The 16,713-nt window shown below is 65.0% G+C and carries 17 protein-coding genes; 5 read left to right on the forward strand and 12 right to left on the reverse strand.

Translation table 11 applies throughout. The features are described 5' to 3' along the window. Positions 1-116 precede the first annotated feature (116 nt). Positions 117-818 (forward strand): START domain-containing protein, encoded by a 702-nt coding sequence (locus EJV47_RS12525; RefSeq protein ID WP_126693494.1) that lies wholly within the window; start codon positions 117-119, stop codon positions 816-818. Between the two features lie 74 nt (positions 819-892). On the opposite strand, the gene EJV47_RS12530 is transcribed toward EJV47_RS12525, so the two are convergent. Next, positions 893-1,198 carry a hypothetical protein gene (locus EJV47_RS12530; RefSeq protein WP_126693495.1) on the reverse strand — a complete coding sequence of 102 codons (306 nt, stop codon included), beginning with the start codon at positions 1,196-1,198 and terminating at the stop codon, positions 893-895. Between the two features lie 110 nt (positions 1,199-1,308). Next, complete coding sequence (locus EJV47_RS12535) at positions 1,309-2,010, reverse strand: DsbA family oxidoreductase (RefSeq protein ID WP_126693496.1); 702 nt, start codon at positions 2,008-2,010, stop codon at positions 1,309-1,311. Positions 2,011-2,193: 183 nt separating this feature from the next. On the opposite strand from EJV47_RS12535, the gene EJV47_RS12540 reads away from it, so the two are divergent. Together EJV47_RS12540 and EJV47_RS12545 are read left to right on the forward strand one after the other, a co-directional pair. Next, positions 2,194-2,763, forward strand: coding sequence for a hypothetical protein (locus EJV47_RS12540; protein WP_126693497.1), 570 nt, complete (start codon positions 2,194-2,196; stop codon positions 2,761-2,763). A 67-nt stretch (positions 2,764-2,830) separates the two neighbouring features. Next, positions 2,831-3,331, forward strand: coding sequence for a YdeI/OmpD-associated family protein (locus EJV47_RS12545; RefSeq protein WP_126693498.1), 501 nt, complete (start codon positions 2,831-2,833; stop codon positions 3,329-3,331). A 4-nt stretch (positions 3,332-3,335) separates the two neighbouring features. On the opposite strand, the gene EJV47_RS12550 is transcribed toward EJV47_RS12545, so the two are convergent. The 4 genes from EJV47_RS12550 to EJV47_RS12565 form a co-directional block, all read right to left on the reverse strand. Beyond that, positions 3,336-3,770, reverse strand: coding sequence for a hypothetical protein (locus tag EJV47_RS12550; RefSeq protein ID WP_126693499.1), 435 nt, complete (start codon positions 3,768-3,770; stop codon positions 3,336-3,338). A 179-nt stretch (positions 3,771-3,949) separates the two neighbouring features. Next, on the reverse strand, positions 3,950-4,405 hold the full coding sequence (locus tag EJV47_RS12555) for a DUF2141 domain-containing protein (protein ID WP_126693500.1): 456 nt from the start codon (positions 4,403-4,405) through the stop codon (positions 3,950-3,952). A gap of 689 nt (positions 4,406-5,094) precedes the next feature. After that, the gene (locus EJV47_RS12560; protein ID WP_126693501.1) at positions 5,095-5,925 is read right to left on the reverse strand and encodes an alpha/beta fold hydrolase; all 831 of its coding nucleotides are present in this window, start codon (positions 5,923-5,925) and stop codon (positions 5,095-5,097) included. A gap of 4 nt (positions 5,926-5,929) precedes the next feature. Beyond that, positions 5,930-6,349, reverse strand: coding sequence for a hypothetical protein (locus EJV47_RS12565; RefSeq protein WP_126693502.1), 420 nt, complete (start codon positions 6,347-6,349; stop codon positions 5,930-5,932). Between the two features lie 150 nt (positions 6,350-6,499). On the opposite strand from EJV47_RS12565, the gene EJV47_RS12570 reads away from it, so the two are divergent. Next, on the forward strand, positions 6,500-7,501 hold the full coding sequence (locus EJV47_RS12570; protein ID WP_126693503.1) for an aldo/keto reductase: 1,002 nt from the start codon (positions 6,500-6,502) through the stop codon (positions 7,499-7,501). 435 nt (positions 7,502-7,936) lie between these two features. Beyond that, entirely contained in the window at positions 7,937-8,995 is a 1,059-nt protein-coding gene (locus EJV47_RS12575) for a ferredoxin--NADP reductase (protein WP_126693504.1), read from the forward strand. On the opposite strand, the gene EJV47_RS12580 is transcribed toward EJV47_RS12575, so the two are convergent. The 6 genes from EJV47_RS12580 to EJV47_RS12605 form a co-directional block, all read right to left on the reverse strand. Then, on the reverse strand, positions 8,953-9,255 hold the full coding sequence (locus EJV47_RS12580; RefSeq protein ID WP_126693505.1) for a hypothetical protein: 303 nt from the start codon (positions 9,253-9,255) through the stop codon (positions 8,953-8,955). The genes EJV47_RS12575 and EJV47_RS12580 overlap by 43 nt on opposite strands. A 139-nt stretch (positions 9,256-9,394) precedes the next feature. After that, on the reverse strand, positions 9,395-10,105 hold the full coding sequence (locus EJV47_RS12585; RefSeq protein ID WP_126693506.1) for a hypothetical protein: 711 nt from the start codon (positions 10,103-10,105) through the stop codon (positions 9,395-9,397). Between the two features lie 483 nt (positions 10,106-10,588). Beyond that, positions 10,589-10,903 carry a hypothetical protein gene (locus EJV47_RS12590; protein WP_126693507.1) on the reverse strand — a complete coding sequence of 105 codons (315 nt, stop codon included), beginning with the start codon at positions 10,901-10,903 and terminating at the stop codon, positions 10,589-10,591. 56 nt (positions 10,904-10,959) lie between these two features. Continuing rightward, positions 10,960-11,316 (reverse strand): T9SS type A sorting domain-containing protein, encoded by a 357-nt coding sequence (locus EJV47_RS12595; protein ID WP_126693508.1) that lies wholly within the window; start codon positions 11,314-11,316, stop codon positions 10,960-10,962. 17 nt (positions 11,317-11,333) lie between these two features. Next, positions 11,334-12,671 carry a hypothetical protein gene (locus EJV47_RS12600; protein ID WP_165903734.1) on the reverse strand — a complete coding sequence of 446 codons (1,338 nt, stop codon included), beginning with the start codon at positions 12,669-12,671 and terminating at the stop codon, positions 11,334-11,336. A 228-nt stretch (positions 12,672-12,899) separates the two neighbouring features. Beyond that, positions 12,900-16,709, reverse strand: coding sequence for an ice-binding family protein (locus EJV47_RS12605; RefSeq protein WP_126693510.1), 3,810 nt, complete (start codon positions 16,707-16,709; stop codon positions 12,900-12,902). Positions 16,710-16,713: the final 4 nt, after the last annotated feature.

Consider the following 16,713-nt stretch of genomic DNA (forward strand, 5'->3'; position numbering starts at 1 on the left):
AACCGCGGGATGCGGAAAAGGTTTGCCGTTCTGGCAAGAAAGTTGGTTTATGAAGTTTTGAAGTTGTATTTTCACGGTCCGACTCCGCCTATTCCGCCTTCAAAGCCCATACAAAGATGCGTACCGCCCGCGCATGCTGTGCCTTTCTTACCGCCCTGCTCTGCTGCGCTGGCACGGGCATGGGCGCTGCCCCCACGGCCCGGCCCGCAGCGGTGGCTAGTGAGTCGTGGCGCCTGGAAACGAATAAGGACGGTATAAAGGTGTACTCGCGCCATTCGCCCGGCAGCCGCTTCAAGGAAATCCGGGTGCACTGCGAAATGCCCGGCACCCTCTCGCAGCTGGTGGCGCTGTACTCCGACGTGGACAACTACACGCAGGTTATCAGCAACACCAAACGCGCCCACCTCATCCGGCGCGTCAGCGAGACGGAGCTGTATTACTACATCGAAAGCCAGATGCCCCGGCCGGTGGACAACCGCGACCTGGTGATGCGCCTGCAGTTTAACTACACGCCGGCCGAGAAGCTGCTCGTCATCCACACCAACTCGGTGGCGGGCATGATGCCGGTGCAGAAGGGCATCGTGCGGGTACCTGCATGGACGGGCCAGTGGACGGTCCACCAGATTACCGACAGCCGCCTGCGCATCGACTACACCTTCCGGGTAGACCCGGGCGGGGAACTGCCCACCTGGCTGATCAATATGATTGCGCCGGTGGCCCCGTACAGCTCGTTTATCAAGCTGCGCAACGGCCTGCAGCTGCCCCGCTACCAGGGCCGCTCCTTTGCCTTCCTGAGCCCCGAAACGGCCCAGCGCTAGGCAGCACCAACTACCTTAACGGCCGCGGCCGGCTCCCGTGCGGGGCCGGCCGCAGTGGTTTTTGGCCCGCAGGGCTACTGCCCGACGTACTGCCGGGCCGCTGCGGCCAGCTGTGGCCACTGGGCGCGGTAGTCGGCCGGCACCTGCACCCACTCCTTCATGGGGCGGCCCTTGCCCGAGGGGTCGAACAGCTGGGCGCCGTCGAGGGCCAGGGCCTGCTGGTGGACCGGGCCGCTGAGCTTGAACACCATGGCCTGCTGGAAAAAGCACACGAAGGCCTTGCCATTGACCTTGTAGCAGGGCTTGCCAAACAGCTGGCCGGGCTCGGCCCCAGCCTGCGCCGCCCCGATGGTGCGGAACTCCAGTTCTTCGTTGCTCATAAATTGTAAAAAGCGGCCCCGAAGATAACAGCCCCTAAACGCCCAAGCGCCGCCGCGGCCCGTTTCAGAGGCTGCGGCGGCGCTTGGGTGGTTGTGGAGCCGGGCCGGATTTAGCAGTCGGCGCCGTCGAGGCCGCAGGCAGGGCCTTCGGCCAGCGTCACGGGCGTGGGCGCGGGGTTGAACTCGTCCCAAACCTTGGTCAGCACTTCCTGAAACAGCTCGGCCGGCTGCGCGCCCGATACGGCGTATTTGTCCTCAAACACGAAGTAGGGCACGCCGCGCACCCCGATTTGCCGGGCCTGGTACTCGTCGATGCGCACCTGCTGGGCGTACTCGTCGGAGGCCAGCATGCGGCGCACCGCCTCGGCGTCGAGGCCGATGTCGGTGCCGAGCTGGGCCAGGGTGTCAGCATCGTCCACGTTCCGGCCCTCGGTGAAGTAGGCCGCAAACAGCCGCTCCTCGGCCGCGTCCTGCTTGCCCTGGGCAGCGGCCAGGTGGCTGAAGCGGTGGGCGTTGAAGGTGTTGACGGGCTGCATCCGCTCGAAGTCGAAGCGCAGGCCGACTTCCTGGGCGGCGCCGGCCACGTACTCGTTCATGCGCCGGGCCTCGGCCAACGACACGCCCTTGCGCTCAGCCAGCAGCTCGTTGATATTCTGGCCGGGGCGGGTCTGCATGTTCGGGTCCAGCTCGAAGCTGTGCCAAATCACCTCCACCTTGTCCTGGTGGGCAAACTGCTGCAGGGCGGCCTCGAAGCGGCGCTTGCCGATGTAGCAGAACGGGCACATGATGTCGGACCAGATTTCAACTTTCATGGGGCAGGGGCAAATTGGAATACGGCTGCTATAAGCAGCACGGGGGCCGAAAGGTTTCCGCCGCCGCTGCGGTACCGCCGGGGGCGGGACGTCTTTTTCGGCGTGGGGTGCGCGGCCGGCCCGTGATTATGCTTAATCTTACCAGCCGAAAAATCTACGTTCGGCTTTTCTCTCCCCTGCCCGATGAAACGCTACGCTCTGCCCCTGCTCGCCGCCGTCCTGCTGGCCACCGGCTGCAACCAAAACAACTCCGCCACCGAGCAGTCGGCCCCGGCCGGTGAGGTGAAAGCGCCCGAAGCCGGCGCCGCCGACGCCAGCGAAGCCGCCCCCGGCGTGTCGGGCTCCACCAATACCGAGGCCCCGGCCGCCCCCGCGGCCAAGCCCGTGGAGCTGGCCTTCCGCTTCGCCCCGGTGAAGGACGCGGAGGGCGGCCCGGCCCGCAACACCGCCTACCTGGTGCTGAGCGGCGGCGAGTCGCGCGAAATCGACCTGGGCCCCTTCGCCGGCAAGCCCGACCAGGTGGACGCGGCCGAAGCCAAGCGCGCCAACTTCCCCGGCAGCATGCTGATCGGTTTCCGCAGCTACGACCCCAACTCCGGCACCAGCAACGACCTGGCCGTGCTGCCCGACGCCTCGGGCCGCATCCGCATCGTGCAGCGCCGCCTGGAAGAGGGCGCCGACAAGCAGCCGGAGTTCCAGACCTCGCGCGAAATTCCCATGCCGGCCGGCACCGAGCTGCGGGCTAAAAAATAAGTAGCCGCGGGCCGACAGTCCCAACTCCGGCGGCTGTCGGCCCGCTTCCTTACGCCAATAGCTGCTTATGCTGGCCGAACCCCTCGCGTTTCAGGCGCGTCTGCTGCCCAATGGCCTCGGGTTTATGCCCATGGCCATGATTGTGGTACCCGATTACGTAGTGGAGGCCCTCGGCGGCAAAGCGGTGAAGCGCGTCATAGCCACGCTCAACGGCCACACGCTGCGGCGCGGGCTGATGCCCATGAACACCGGCGAGCGGTACATCATGGTGAGCAAGGCCTTGCGCCGCGAACTAAACCTGCGCGACGACGGCGAAGTGCTCGTAACCCTGCGCCCCGACCCGGAGCCGGACCTGGTGGACATGCCCGAGGAGCTGATCGAAGGTCTGGCCGAATGGCCCGAGGCCGCAGCCTCCTGGCAGCGCCTGACGCCGGGCCGGCAGCGCAACCTGGCGTTTCACATCAACGCGGGCAAGCAGGCCGAAACCCGCGCCCGGCGCGTGGTGCAGATTCTGCACCAGCTGGCTTCGGGCGGCAACCCGTTTCGGCCGCCCGCCGAGCCGCTGTAACGGTTTAGCGCCCCTGCAGCCGGCCCTGCAGCCAGTCTTTGGCTTCTTCCAGGCTGGCCGACGTCACCGGCTCCAGCGTGTAGTGCGCCTGGGCCTCAGTGTTGGCCGCGTACACCTGGGTGGCAATGCGGCCGAAGATATTTTCCGAAGTGACAATGCTGATGTGCCGGATGCCGGCCGCGTAGGCGCGGGGGTTCCAGTCGGTTTCCAGCCAGATCTGGTCGGCCGGGGTAATAGCGCTCATCTGCCGGCAATCGGCCAGCCAGCCCAGGGGCCAGGTGCGCTCAGCCTGCTGCTCGAACCAGGCCAGGCCGTCGTTCATGATGCTGCGGAACTGCTGGCTGTTGGCAAACCCGTGCCACTGCGTAATGACGCAGGGAACTTCCGGGGCAAACAGCAGGGACCCGTAGGATTCAGCTCGAATGACAACGTCGGACATGGGCGGCAGGGAAACTCAGACGGGCAAAGCTACAATCCTCAGCACAATCCTCTGGTTTCGAGCCCCCAGAACGGGACAAAGCCCGTCGAGGTTGCGCCCGCAGCCAACTACTTGCCCGCAAACCGGCGCGGCTCCGCCGGCTTCGGCACCGCCGTACTTGCCCAGGGCAGCAGGGCGTTTCAGGGCTTCAGCACGATATTGACCACCTTGCCCGGCCCGCTGACGGTGAATTTGCAGTCGTCGAACTCGGGCGGGGCGAAGCGCGGGCGCACGTTGTTGGAAAAGGCGTAGGGCTCGGTGGGAATGCCCACCATGTTCTTGTCGAGCTTGTCGTTGTTGTTGGTATCCTGCGTGATGGCCACGGCCCAGTCGCCGTTGGCCAGCTCCACGGGCAGCGTAATGCGGTCTTGCCCGCCGGGGCGTACCACCTTCATAAAGGCGTACTGCTTGGGCTGCAGGAATCCTTCGCGTACGTTGTAGAAATACAGCTTTACGGCGGCCTGCGTGGAGGCCAGCTGCGACACCACCACCGTCACGGCAGAAGTAGTGGGGTTGCCGCCTGCCAAGCAGGGCGAAGACCCGGCCAGCAGGCAGCCGGTGACGAAAGCGGCGGAAACGAGCTGAGGAAGGTTCATCGGCGACCAGGGTAAAATTGGACAAGTACCAATCTAGCAATAATTTACTAATTGGCCGGTGGCTACTCTGTTGCTAACGCGCCGCGCTGGCTTTGGTTCCAGCCGAGGTTGGAGCAGGCCAGCCAATAGAATTCCAGCGGGGGTCTCAGGCGGCCAGCTACGGGAGTGGGTTGTAGCGCTATGTCGTTCCGCTGAGCCGCGGGCGGAGTGCCAAACGAGCGTTTGGCAGCCAGCATTGGCAACGTTCCCGATAACGTTTGCACAAAAAATCCGGGGGCTGATCAGTGGTTTTCAGAATTAATAGCCCAACATTCAAACTCGCAATTCCCTCATCATCAGTTTGCAGCTGTTTTTCTGCTGCCCCGGGCTTCCGCTTCACGCAGGCAACGCCACCGGGAATCTAGTGGTCAGGGACGCGCCATCAGTATCACTGGAGCCGCCAGTCAACCGAACGTAGCCAGGGGTTGGGAGAATGCACCGAAACTACCCGGTTGGCAAGGGCATTGGGGAATGGACCCGACGCGGACTTCAGAAGGGGCGTGAGCTGGATAGCTCGCGCCCCCTTTTTTTGCGGCTTGGTCGTCGCCTGCGCCGTAGCGCGAAGCTCTGCTTCGCGTATCGTTGCTGCTGTTGGGCCGGCTAACGCGCGGACGATTGTCGTTCAACGATACGCGAAGTGCCACTTCGCGCTACGGCGCGGACGACTTGGCCAGCACGTTCTGCACAAACGCCGCGGCCAGGCGCAGCGTCTCGTCGGGGGCTTCCTTGTGCGGGGAGTGGGCGGCCCCGGGCAGCAGCACGCTCCGGGCCGGACCGCCGACCTGGCTGGCAATGGCCTCGACCTGCGCGGTGGTGCCGTATTCATCATTCTCACCCTGCAGCACCAGCACCGGGCACTGAATGCGCGGCAGGTAGCCTTCGATGTTCCAGCGGCGAAAGCCGGGGGCCAGCCAGGTATCGGCCCAGGCCCGGAACACGGCCTCGGTTTTGGGGCCGTGGTAGCGGGCCAGGCGCTCGGGCAGATTGGTGCTGCGGTATTGCTCTTGCGCGGCCCGAATGCCGGCCAGCGTGAGGTCTTCCACGAACACGTGGGCGCCTTCGGTAACGACGGCCGCAATCTGCCCGGGGTACTGCGCGGCGGCTACCAGGGCAATGCTGCCGCCGTCGGAGTGGCCGAACAGGATGGCCCGGTGGATGCCGCAGCGGCTGAGCAGCTGGCGGAGCACGGGGGCTTCGGCTTCGAGGTAGCCGGGGGTGCGAGGAGCCGCGCTGAAGGCATCGGATTGGCCGTAGCCGCGCCGGTCGTAGACGAGGACGGGGCAGCCGGTGGCCCGGGCGAGGCGGGCAGGAAAGTCGCGCCAGAGCCGGATGCAGCCCAGCGAGTCGTGCAGAAACACCAGAGTGGGAAGCTGGTCGGCGGCCGGACCGGGCGGGTGCAGGCGCAGCACCTGGAGCTGGTAGCCGCCCAGGTCGAGGCGGAGGGCTTCTTTGCGCAGCTGGTCGGGAGGGGGTGGGAGCATTCGGCTAAGGCTGCTGGTCGACGGTGCGCAGCCACTGCTTGGCCTCTTCCAGGTCGCCGAACATGCGCAGCTCGAACACGCCTTCGATGCGCTGGTGCAGGTCTTTGATGGACATCTGCCCGAAGATGCCGGGCGAGAGGACGTGGGCGAAGTAGCGCAGCCCGGCCTGCACGATGAGCGGCGTCCAGACCTGGGCAATCCAGTCGTTGGCCTCGGTGAAGCGGCCCACCAGTTCGCGGTGGTCGTTGAGCAGCTTGGCGCAGGGCTCCGCGCGCAGCATGTCCACGTAGGCGAGGCCGCCCTGCTGCACGGTTTCCAGCGTCTGAACCCCGGACCAGCGGGCGTGAATCCAGCCCTCGGCGCGGTTGCGCTCAGCCGTGAGAAAGACGTGGCCGTCGGGACGGCGGAAGGAAAGAACGGACATGGATAGCGGGTGGAAAGGGCGGGGCGGCGGGGCAAAAGTAGGCCGGGCGGGGAAAACCCGCGGCTCCGCTATAACCTTCGGGCCGGCCATTGGGTTACCATTGCCGTGCCCGGCTCCCGGGCACGGCATTTCTTACCGATTACGACCAACATGGAATATCAACAACTGGGCGACTCCGGGCTGACCGTGTCGCGCATTGCCTTCGGCAGCTGGGCCGCGGGCGGCTGGATGTGGGGCGGCACCGAGCAGAACGACGCCGTGGGCGCCATCCGCCGGGCCTACGAGCTGGGCGTGACCAGCATCGACACGGCGCCCATCTACGGGCAGGGGCTGAGCGAGGAAATCGTGGGCGAGGCCATCAAGGGGCTGCCGCGCGACAAGGTGCAGATTCTGACCAAGTTCGGCATGCGCTGGGATTTGCCCGAGCCCCGCGGCGACTTCGGCTTCAAAACCAAGGACAACAGCGGCCGCGACCTGGACGTGTACAAGTACGCCGCCGCCGCGAGCATCGTGCAGGAGTGCGAAGACTCGCTGCGTCGCCTCGGCACCGACTACATCGACCTGTACCAGATTCACTGGCCCGACGTGACCACGCCCATCCACGAGACGATGGAGGCCGTGCAGCGGCTGGTGGAGCAGGGCAAGGTGCGCGCCGTGGGCGTGAGCAACTACTCGGCCCAGCAGATGCAGGAGGCGGAGCAAACTGTCCGGCTGGCGTCTAACCAGGTGCCCTACAGCATGGTGCGCCGCGACATCGAAGCCGATGTGGTGCCGTACTGCATTGAGCACAACAAGGCCATTCTGGCCTACAGCCCCTTGCAGCTGGGCCTCTTGACCGGCAAAATCAAGCCCGGGCAGGACTTCGGCCCCGGCGACCTGCGCAACGGGCACCGGCTGTTCACGCCCGAGAACGTGACGCGCGTCAACGCTTTCCTGGCGCAGCTGCAGCCCCTGGCCGAAAGCAAAAACGCCACCCTGGGCCAGCTGGTGATTCGCTGGACGCTGGCGCAGCCCGGCATCACGGTAGCCCTGGTGGGCGCCCGCGACGCCAAGCAGGCCGAGCAGAACGCCCGCGCCATCGAGGTCGGGCTGACGGCGGAAGAGGTCAGCTTCATCAGCGAAAAGCTGGCCGCGCTGCAGCTGATTGGCTGATACTCTAGCTGGGCCTGATTGCAGGGCGCAGCTAGAGACTAGCTCCCCTCCTCAGATGAGGAGGGGTTGGGGGTGGTTGACTCGTCATCAGAACGCCCTGTCGAGCAAAGCCGAGACACCTCGCGTGTTGATGCTTGAGAGTAATTTCTATCTGTAGTTTTCACCCCCCCCCGACCCCTCCTCATCTGAGGAGGGGAGCTAGCTTGTAGCATTCGAGCTCCGGCCTACGACGCGGCTCATCGTCAGCCGCTTGCTCCGGCGGAAAAGTATTATCTTCCAAATCCAACTTAATCCGGACCGACCGCGTAAGCTGGCATCCGCTCTTCTTCCACAGCCCAACACCTGGCGCCCGGCCGCCCTGTCTCTCCACAGGGTAGCCGGGCGCCGCAGTTGGGGCAGTTTTCGTTTGTTGCGCCCGAATCTGCCGCTTGCCCCATGCCCACCGCCGAAACGCCCTACCGGCCGCTGACCGTAGCCGCCGTGCGCCCCGAAACCGCCGACACCGTGACGCTGGAGCTAACCCCGGCCGACGGGCTGCCGCTGGTGTACCGCGCCGGCCAGTACCTTACGCTGGTAGCGCACGAGCACGGCCAGGAAGTGCGCCGCTCCTACTCTTTCAGCTCGGCCCCGGCCCTGAACGAGCCCGTGCGCATCACCATCAAGCGCATTGCCAACGGACTGATGTCGCGGCGGCTGGTGGACCGGGTGCGGCCCGGCGACACGCTGCTTACCACCGGGGCCGCCGGCCTGTTTGTGCTGCCCGAGGATACGCGCGCCGTGCGGCAGGTGTGGCTGCTGGCGGCCGGCTCGGGCATTACGCCGGTATTTTCCCTGCTCAAGACACTGCTGGCCACCGAGCCCACGCTGAGTGCCGTGCTGGTGTACTCCAACCACGCCCCGGCCACCACCATCTTCCGCGAAGAGCTACTGGCCCTGGCGGCCCGCTACCCCGAGCGGCTGCGCATCGAGTGGCTGTACAGCAATGCTCCCGACCTGGCCCGCGCCCACCTCTACAAGGAGCTGCTGGAAGATTTGGTGCGGCAGCACGCCACGGCCCCACCCGCCCAGCTGCTGGCCTACGTGTGCGGGCCGCTGAACTACATGCGCATGTGTGGCTACGCCCTGCGCGAGCTGCAGCTGCCGCCCGACAACATTCGCCGGGAAAACTTCAACACTGAGCCGCCCTACGTGCCCCCGCTGCTACCCCCCGACACCGACGCGCACCCCGTGACGGTGCACTGGGCCGGCCGCGAGTACCAGTTCAGCAGCCAGCACCCCGATACCATCCTGCAGGCCGCCCGCCGCCACGACTTGCGCCTGCCCTACAGCTGCGAGGCCGGCCGCTGCGGCAACTGCCTGGCCCGCTGCACCCAGGGCCGGGTGTGGATGAGCTACAACGAAGTGCTGACCGAGCGGGACCTGGCCCGCGGCCTGGTGCTGACCTGCACCGGCTACCCCGTGGGCGGCCCGGTGCGGCTGGAAATCGGGGGCTGAGCCCCGGCGGCCTCTTCGTCGTCGGCGGCCTCCAGGCGCAGGGCGTGCTGGATTTCGTCGACGAGGCGCTCCACGTGGTAGAGGTCGGTGTTAGGGTCGGCGGCCCAGTCGCAGAGGGCGCGGCAGTAGAGCCGGAGCGTGGATTCGGGGCCGGTGTGCTGCACGGCGCGGCGGTGGAAGTCCTGAAAGCGGGCAACCAGCTCGGCGCGGGCCCGGGGCGTATTGCGGGCCGGGGGATGGGTAACGGGATTGGCAGGCATCGGATGGGGCGCATAGGTGATGTCCGGTTAGGTACGCGCGAGTTATCCACATCGATTGATTCATACCGCCCCGGATTTGGACAACGCCGCTAAAGTGGACCGCCTTCAAGCGTCGACAGCGGTAAGGCATCGGGGCAGCTTACGGCTGCACGACGAGCCGGCGCCCGGGCCCGACGGGCGCGCCGGCCTGCTCGTAGCGCAGCCAGTAGAGGCCGGCGGCCAGCCCCGCCAGCGGCAGCGCCAGCGTCCCGCCCGGGGCCGCCGGCACCGGCACCCGGCGCACGCGCCGCCCCAGCGCGTCGAGCAGCACGAGCGTGGCCGGGCCGGTGCCCGCCGCCCGGCGGTAGGGCACGCGCACGGCGCCGGCGGCCGGGTTGGGGTAGGGCCGGCCCAGCCCGGCGGCCTCAGCGGGCCGCGGCCGGGCCGAGGCGCCGGCCGTGACCACGGCCGGCAGCCCGCGCAGGCTCAGCCGGGCGGCGTAGGGCGCCTGCACGCTGGCCCCGCCCGGACCGGCCGAGCACGCGCCCAGCACGTAGGCGGCGCTGTCGCCGTCGGCCAGCAGCTGGAAGGCGGCCATGCGGTTGCAGATGGTACTGCGAAACTCGTGGCGCTGCAGCAGCTGGCCGGTGGCCCCGTCCAGGCGCAGCAGGTAGAAGGGGCGGTCCTCGGCGGCGGGCGTTCCTGCGTAGTAGCATAACACCAGCACGGAGCCGTCGGCCAGCTCCACGGCGTTGCCGTAGCGCCCCACCGCCCCGAACGAGCGCGGCGGCACGTAGCGCTCCACCCGCGTCCAGACCGGGCGCAGCTGCGCGTCCACCTTCACGGCCAGCGGCATGTTAGGCCGGTTCACGGAATCAATGCCTGTTAGCATTAAAAACCCTCCATCCGTAAGTGGTAATAAACTATCGAAATTCCTATCTGGCGCGGCCACATTCCGACTTACCCCAGGCGGGGCAATTCGTCGGCCTTGCACCGAGTCTCCATTTTGAGTTAGTTCCAGCAGCTTAACATGAATCTGACCGCTACTCATATCGGCTGTGTATCCGTACAGCAGCAAGTTGCCTTGACGAGTGAGTTGCATGTCTAGGCTAAAATCTGCGATAGTCCAACCAAAATTTTTCTGCCAGATTACCATACCAGCCGTATCTACTCTCAGCACCACGTTGCGTGTACGACTACCTGGGGCAAAGCTGTAAATACTTAAAAAATATGCATCTGCAGTGGACACTAGACCAGTAGGTCCCTCTTGATAGCCCGGATGTAAGTCGTATCGCCGCTGCCAGCGCAGTGTTAAATCAGGGTGGTAGCGGCGTAGTGTAGCATCCTGGGTGTCCTAGCTCGGTTCCCCGTAAGTGTATGCGTATCCCCCTGATAATGCCAAGCGAGGGATACCGGCCGCCAAGTTGTACACCCGCTGGGAGGTCGTGGTCGTGTCCAGTTGCCGGTTGAGGAACACCGCCCGGCCGAAGTAGCCCGGCATCTGCGGGTGGCGCTTGAACAGCGCCGTCAGCACCTGGTTCTGCGGCGTCAGCACGCTGCGCCCGAAAGCGTAGATGCTGTTGGGATAAACACGGTCGCGCACCAACCGCTGAGCGGCGCCCGGCCAACTCATCAGCAGGAGCAACGCAAAAAGGATGGAATGACGCATGGGGGCCAGGAAATAGCCCCGCCCAACCGCTGGGGGTTGGGCGGGGCTGCGCAAAACTAACGGGCGATGACGAGGTGTTTGGCCGGGCCGCTTTGTCCATTCGTGACGAGGCGGTAGCTGTACTGGCCTGGCACCAAGCCTTGCAGGTCCAGTGCCATCCGGCCGGTCCCGGCCTTCACAGGTAGCGCCTGCGAGAACACGCGCTTGCCGGTCAGCAGGCTGTAGAGTTGTACTTCGGCCCGCTGCACGTCGGCGCCCAGCACATAATGCACGGTGAGTTCCGCGTTGGCCGGGTTGGGGCTGGCCCCGTCCAAACGCGTGGCGGCAGACGCGTCGACGGGCTTGGCGGGGGCCGGGTGGGGGCGCAGGAAGCGGAGGCCCGGTAGTGCGGAAGGATGGAGGCGGTGAGACATGGGCGTGGATGACCAAGCTAGGGCTTTACGACCAGCCGGCGGCCGGGCCCGACGGGCGCGCCGGCCTGCTCGAAGCGCAGCCAGTAGAGGCCGGCGGCCAGCCCCGCCAGCGGCAGCGCCAGCGTCCCGCCCGGGGCCGCCGGCACCGGCACCCGGCGCACGCGCCGCCCCAGCGCGTCGAGCAGCTGCACCGCGGCCGGGCCGGTGCCCGCCGCCCGGCGGTAGGGCACGCGCACGGCGCCGGCGGCCGGGTTGGGGTAGGGCCGGCCCAACCCGGCGGCCTCCTCAGCCGCTGGCCGGGGCGGGACGGCCGCCGTGACCACGGCCGGCAGCCCGCGCAAACTCACGCGCGCCGCGTACGGGGCCGCGACGAACGCCCCGCCCGGGCCGGCCGTGCACGCGCCCAGCACGTAGGCGGCGCTGTCCCCGTCGGCTACCAACTGGAAGGGTTCCACGCGGTTGCAAATGGCACTGCGCAACTCGTGGCGCTGCAGCAGCTGGCCGGTGGCCCCGTCCAGGCGCAGCAGGTAGAAGGGGCGCTGCTCGGCCGCGGGCGTGTTGTTGTACGAAAACAGCACCAGCACGGACCCGTCGGCCAGCTCCAGGGCGTCGCCGTACTGGCCAATGGCACCGAACGAGCGCGGCGGCACGTAGCGCTCCACCCGCGTCCAGACCGGGCGCAGCTGCGCGTCCACCTTCACGGCCAGCGGAATGTTGGGCCGGTTCACGGAATCAACGCTGGTAAGCACCAGAAAGCCTCCATCGGTCAACGGAAACAGGTTTCTGCCCACCTCCGGGGTGGTCACGGTGCGTCCCGGGCCGAGTGGGGCAAAGCGCAGGGAGTTGAGCGAGTCGCCCTGCTGATTGATGAGCAAAAACTTCAGGTCGTATTGCTGAGCGTGCTGGGTGTACCCCACCAGCAGAATATGGCCTTGCCGCGTGAACTTCATGTCCGCGACAAAATCCCCCTGCCAGCCGTATGCTTTGACCCACAGCAGGTTGCCCGCGGTGTCGGTTTTGGCGACTGAAAAGTTGGTGCGCGGCCTGGTGTCAGAATAGAACCCCAGGAAACAGGCCTCGGCCGTGGTCAGCAAGCCGACATTTAGTTCCTGCTGGCCGTTGAAGAAGTTGTAGCGCCGCGGTGCCCATGCCAAACTGAAATCGTTGCGGTAGCGCGCCAGCGTTATTTTCTGCATGTCGGGGGGCGTCACGCCCGGGGTGCCATAGGACACTAGGTAGCCGCCAAAGGCCGTCGGCCGGCCCATGCCCGCATTCATTCTGTAAAACTGCATCGGGGTGGTCAACGTGTCCAACTGCGGGGTGAGGCGGATGAAACGCTGCTGAAAACCGGGCATTTGCGGCAGCCGCCTGACCGTGTAAGTCAACGCCTGGCCATTGGCCAACCCAGTCGCCAGCGGAAAGCCAAACGTGCTCAGGCTGGGGTAAATCCGGTCACGCACCAAGTGCTGGGCGGTGCCTAGCCTAGTGACACAAGCCAGTAAAAGCAGAAGTACAATTGTGCGCATGGTGCCAAACAGTGGCCCCATCCGGGCACAAGCGCGCCGGACGGGGCCACAGACTAGTTAGCGGGTAATAACAAGGTGCTTGGCCGGACCGCTGCGCCCGTCCGTGACGAGGCGGTAGCTATACTGCCCCGGAGGCAGGCCGCGCAGGTCCAGCACTTGCCGGCCTGCCCCGGTTTTCACAGACAGCGTCTGGGTGAGCACACGCTTGCCGGTCAGTAGGCTGTAGAGCTGCACCTCGGCGTGGCGCACCTGCGCGCCCAGCGCGTAGTGGACCGTTAGCTCCGCCGTGGCCGGGTTGGGGCTGGCTCCGTTCAGGCGCGTGGCGACGGGGGCTTCGAGCGGCTTGGCCGTTGCGGTAGCAGGTCGCAGAGGTACCCTTGTCGTGGCTGGTAAGGCTTGGGGATAGTAGTAGCGCAGCCGGGTGGCCGCTTCTTCCGCTACATCGGTGCCGGAAAGAGCGACTTGGCGCAGGGCCACGCTGTCGGCTGACAGCAGGCGCTGCCCCGGGCGCACGGGGCGTTGGGCCAGGCTGGTCAGCGCGTCCGAGAGCTTAATTTGGTTGCGAACTTCAATATCCTGGCCCGCCGTACGCAGCAGCTCGCCGCGCACCCATTGGGCACGAGTTACGTTGCGCTGCTGGCGCCGGACGCGCAGCAGGCCCAAGCTGATGGAGCGGTGCGCGTCGGGGTTGGCCGCTTCCAGACGGGTCAAATATAGCTCCACCGGCGTCAGGTCGTTGCGGCTGGCAAAGTAGCGCACAATTTCACCCTGGTAGTCTTTTAACCGGTACGCCGGCGCGTTCTGCCGGGCTACCGAGTCCATCAGGGCCTGCACGTAGGCCAAAGAGCCCCCGGTTGCCCGGGCCGCGTTGACCCCAGCGGTGTAAGGAGAGCAGGCGTTGGCTGGAGATAAAGAAGATGGATTGACAACGGTGTACCCGCTTCCTGAGGCTGACACGTTCTCCTGCCCCGAATTGTACCGCCAATACGTCACCGTCCCGTTGCCATCGTTGCGCAGCGGTTCCTGGATGTTGACAAGACGGTTGCCGCCCGGCTGGCTGTTGGAGCCGAACTGCAGATTCTGCTGCATAGTGCTGGGAACTACGATGCCGTAGGCGTAGGCCGGGCCGTTACTCAGGCGGGTGAAGCGGTTGCAGCGCACTTGCGGGTTGCTCAGAGAGCTTGTGGCGGGGTTGATGCGCACGGCCTCCTCGCAGTTGACAACGAAGTTGCCCAGCAGTCTGGGTTGGCCGTTAAGCGTACTCATGGCTACGTTCAGGTCCCGGAAGTAGTTCTTTTCCAGTAGCTGGTCTTGGCCAGCCACGGCGCCTACCTGGGGGCGTGGCAAGGCGACGCTCCCCGGGGTGGCGCCATACACGTAGTTCTGGCTGGTTGGGCTGGCACCATAGGCAAGACTCCCGCAGTATATTCCAACGGCAGTAGAGGCATATCCAATCTGCGGCGTGCCAAACATATAATCCGGGTTGAGATAGACGGTGTTGCCGGAAAACTCGTTGGAATTGTTGCCCTCTTGCTGCCAGATGCCAATGGTGTAGATGTTTTGCAACAGGTTGTTGGTGACGTGTACCCGGCTGAAATCGTCCAGCGCCGTCACGATGCCATACACTGCCTCGTTGATGATGTTGTTGCGGATGGAAACCGCCCCATCGGGCACGTTGAACGAGTTCACATGCAGGGCCTCGTAGGTGCGCAGCCCAGAATACGGGGCGAGCATGTTGTTGGCAGACGAGGTAAAGGTGTTGTTCTCAACCACGCAGGACGTGGCCGTGGTTTTGTGCATGGATTCGTCCCAGATATGATTTAAGTTGTTGCGGAAGGTGGAGTTAGTAATAGAATAGTAAGTTTCGTAGGGGGAAGGATTGTTGGGATAAGCGTAGTTGTTCTCCGCCAGTACTCCATACTTGGCATCGGCGACGGTACTGTTGTTTTCCACAACCAAGCGGGCGTTGGGCGAAGTCACATCCAGCGTGATGCCCTGCCAGGCGTTGGTGCAGAACGACTCGATGGTGGCGTTGTTCAGCCGCAGCGTCGCGTTGGCGGCCACGATGATGCGGCCGGCCGGCTCCCCGTTGCTGGCGGGGGCGGCGGCCATCCAGAACCGCGTGCCCGGCGTCAGCTCAAACGTTCCGTTGGTTAGCACCAGGTTGCCGAGCACCTTGTGGTTGCCGCTGAAGGTCGTGGTGCCGCCGTTGGCGTTCAGCCAGGTATCGACGCCCGCCGCCCCCAGCGTGGCAAAGCTGTGCCGGGCCGGCGAAACCGACCAGGAATACAATTGCACTATGTTTCCGTCCGATTGAACAGAAAGCGTGTACGTAGTAGGACTGGTTGGTGCCACATAGTTCACCAGCGAATTAGGTTGCGCCACGGCGGGCGACCAACTGAACGTGTAGCCGAATGGTAGCTGCAAACACGGCTTGCCAATGGTTACGGGCGACTGGTCGCAAGCTAAAGTTTGGGTATAGTTTTCGTTGAGTACAGGTACAATAGAAACATCTTCAACATAATAATAAGCTCCCCCAGCAGGGTCACTACCGATACGAGGGCCATTAAACTCTAGGGTATTCTGGCCATTAACGATGTCCGGCAAGAAGTTTCCGATGGTAATATACTGTTCGCCACCGTTGGCTGTGAAGGTACTGCTGATGCGTCTCCACGCAGGATTGACGCTGTTTGGCAAGGCATTATTGCCATTGGTTATCTGCGGTACGATGTTACTGAGCACTTGATTACCGGTGGCTGGTACAGCAGGCGCTGTCGTTGTAATAGCCATGCCCAAGCTACGAGCCGTGCGTATGGAAGCTGGTGCCAGCGCTACATAAAACTCGGCATAGTATACTTGGCCGGGCAACAATGGAGAAGCTAACCGCTGCTGAATGTATTCGCGGCCGTTATTTTCCACACTATACACCCCAGCATAGCCGTCACCGCTACGAGGGGCCCGTTGCGTGCCGCCGCTCATGCGATTGATCGGAACACGCACATCCGCGCTAGTGCCACAGCGGTGATACCAGTCCGGCGAACCAGCACGAGAGCCCAGGTTGGAGTCCGCGTTGCCCCATCCGCAAACCACCCCGGCTAGTCCGTTAAAACCAAAAGCACCCAGAACAGCCGGGCAATTGGTTCCATCCTCGAAGCCGCCGTTGACTACCAAATTGGTAGCGCAAGGGTCTGGTGCTGAACACGGCCCGATTCGTTGTCCTAACAACTGGTTCGGCGCATAGAATGCAGCCCGACCATCCAGAGCATCTAGCCCATTCAGCGTGATATTGCTTTCTGTCATCAGGGCCGTTACGCCGTATTGCCGGCCTTGCACCTGTATGTCGCCGCCAGCCAATATCACGCCTGGGAACGAAGTGCCGTCTTCCAACGCTACGTTGCCATCTACAACCCAATACACGTTGCCAGGCCGGTTCTGCGCCAGCGCCACGGCCGCGTTGCTCTTAACGACTAGGTCGCCGGCGACGTGCACGACGGTCACGGCGGCCGTGTCGCCGGTCAGCTGCAAGGTGGCACCGCTGCCCAGCGTGGCTGTGCCCGCGACCGTGTAGTTGCCCGGCGCCAGCGTGGCCCCGCCCAACGTGCCGCTCAGCGACGAGGCGGCCTGGGCGGCGCAGTATTGCCGGGTTTGCACGACCTGCGTGAGAGCTGTTTGCGCCGCGCTGCCGGTAAGGGCCGTGCCGCTGACCTGCACTGTCGTACCGATGCCGCCCACTGCGGCGGCGTTACCTACCGCCGCGGCCTCCGGACTTGCAGCGATGGTACCGCCAGCCAACAGGGCACAGGCGTCGGCTGCGGCAGGCAGCAGCCGGGCAGGTGGGCTTAGCAGCGGCCGGCTAGCGGCAGCCATTGGG

Origin of the sequence: Hymenobacter gummosus (genome assembly GCF_003970915.1) — a bacterium.
Taxonomy (GTDB): domain Bacteria; phylum Bacteroidota; class Bacteroidia; order Cytophagales; family Hymenobacteraceae; genus Solirubrum; species Solirubrum gummosum.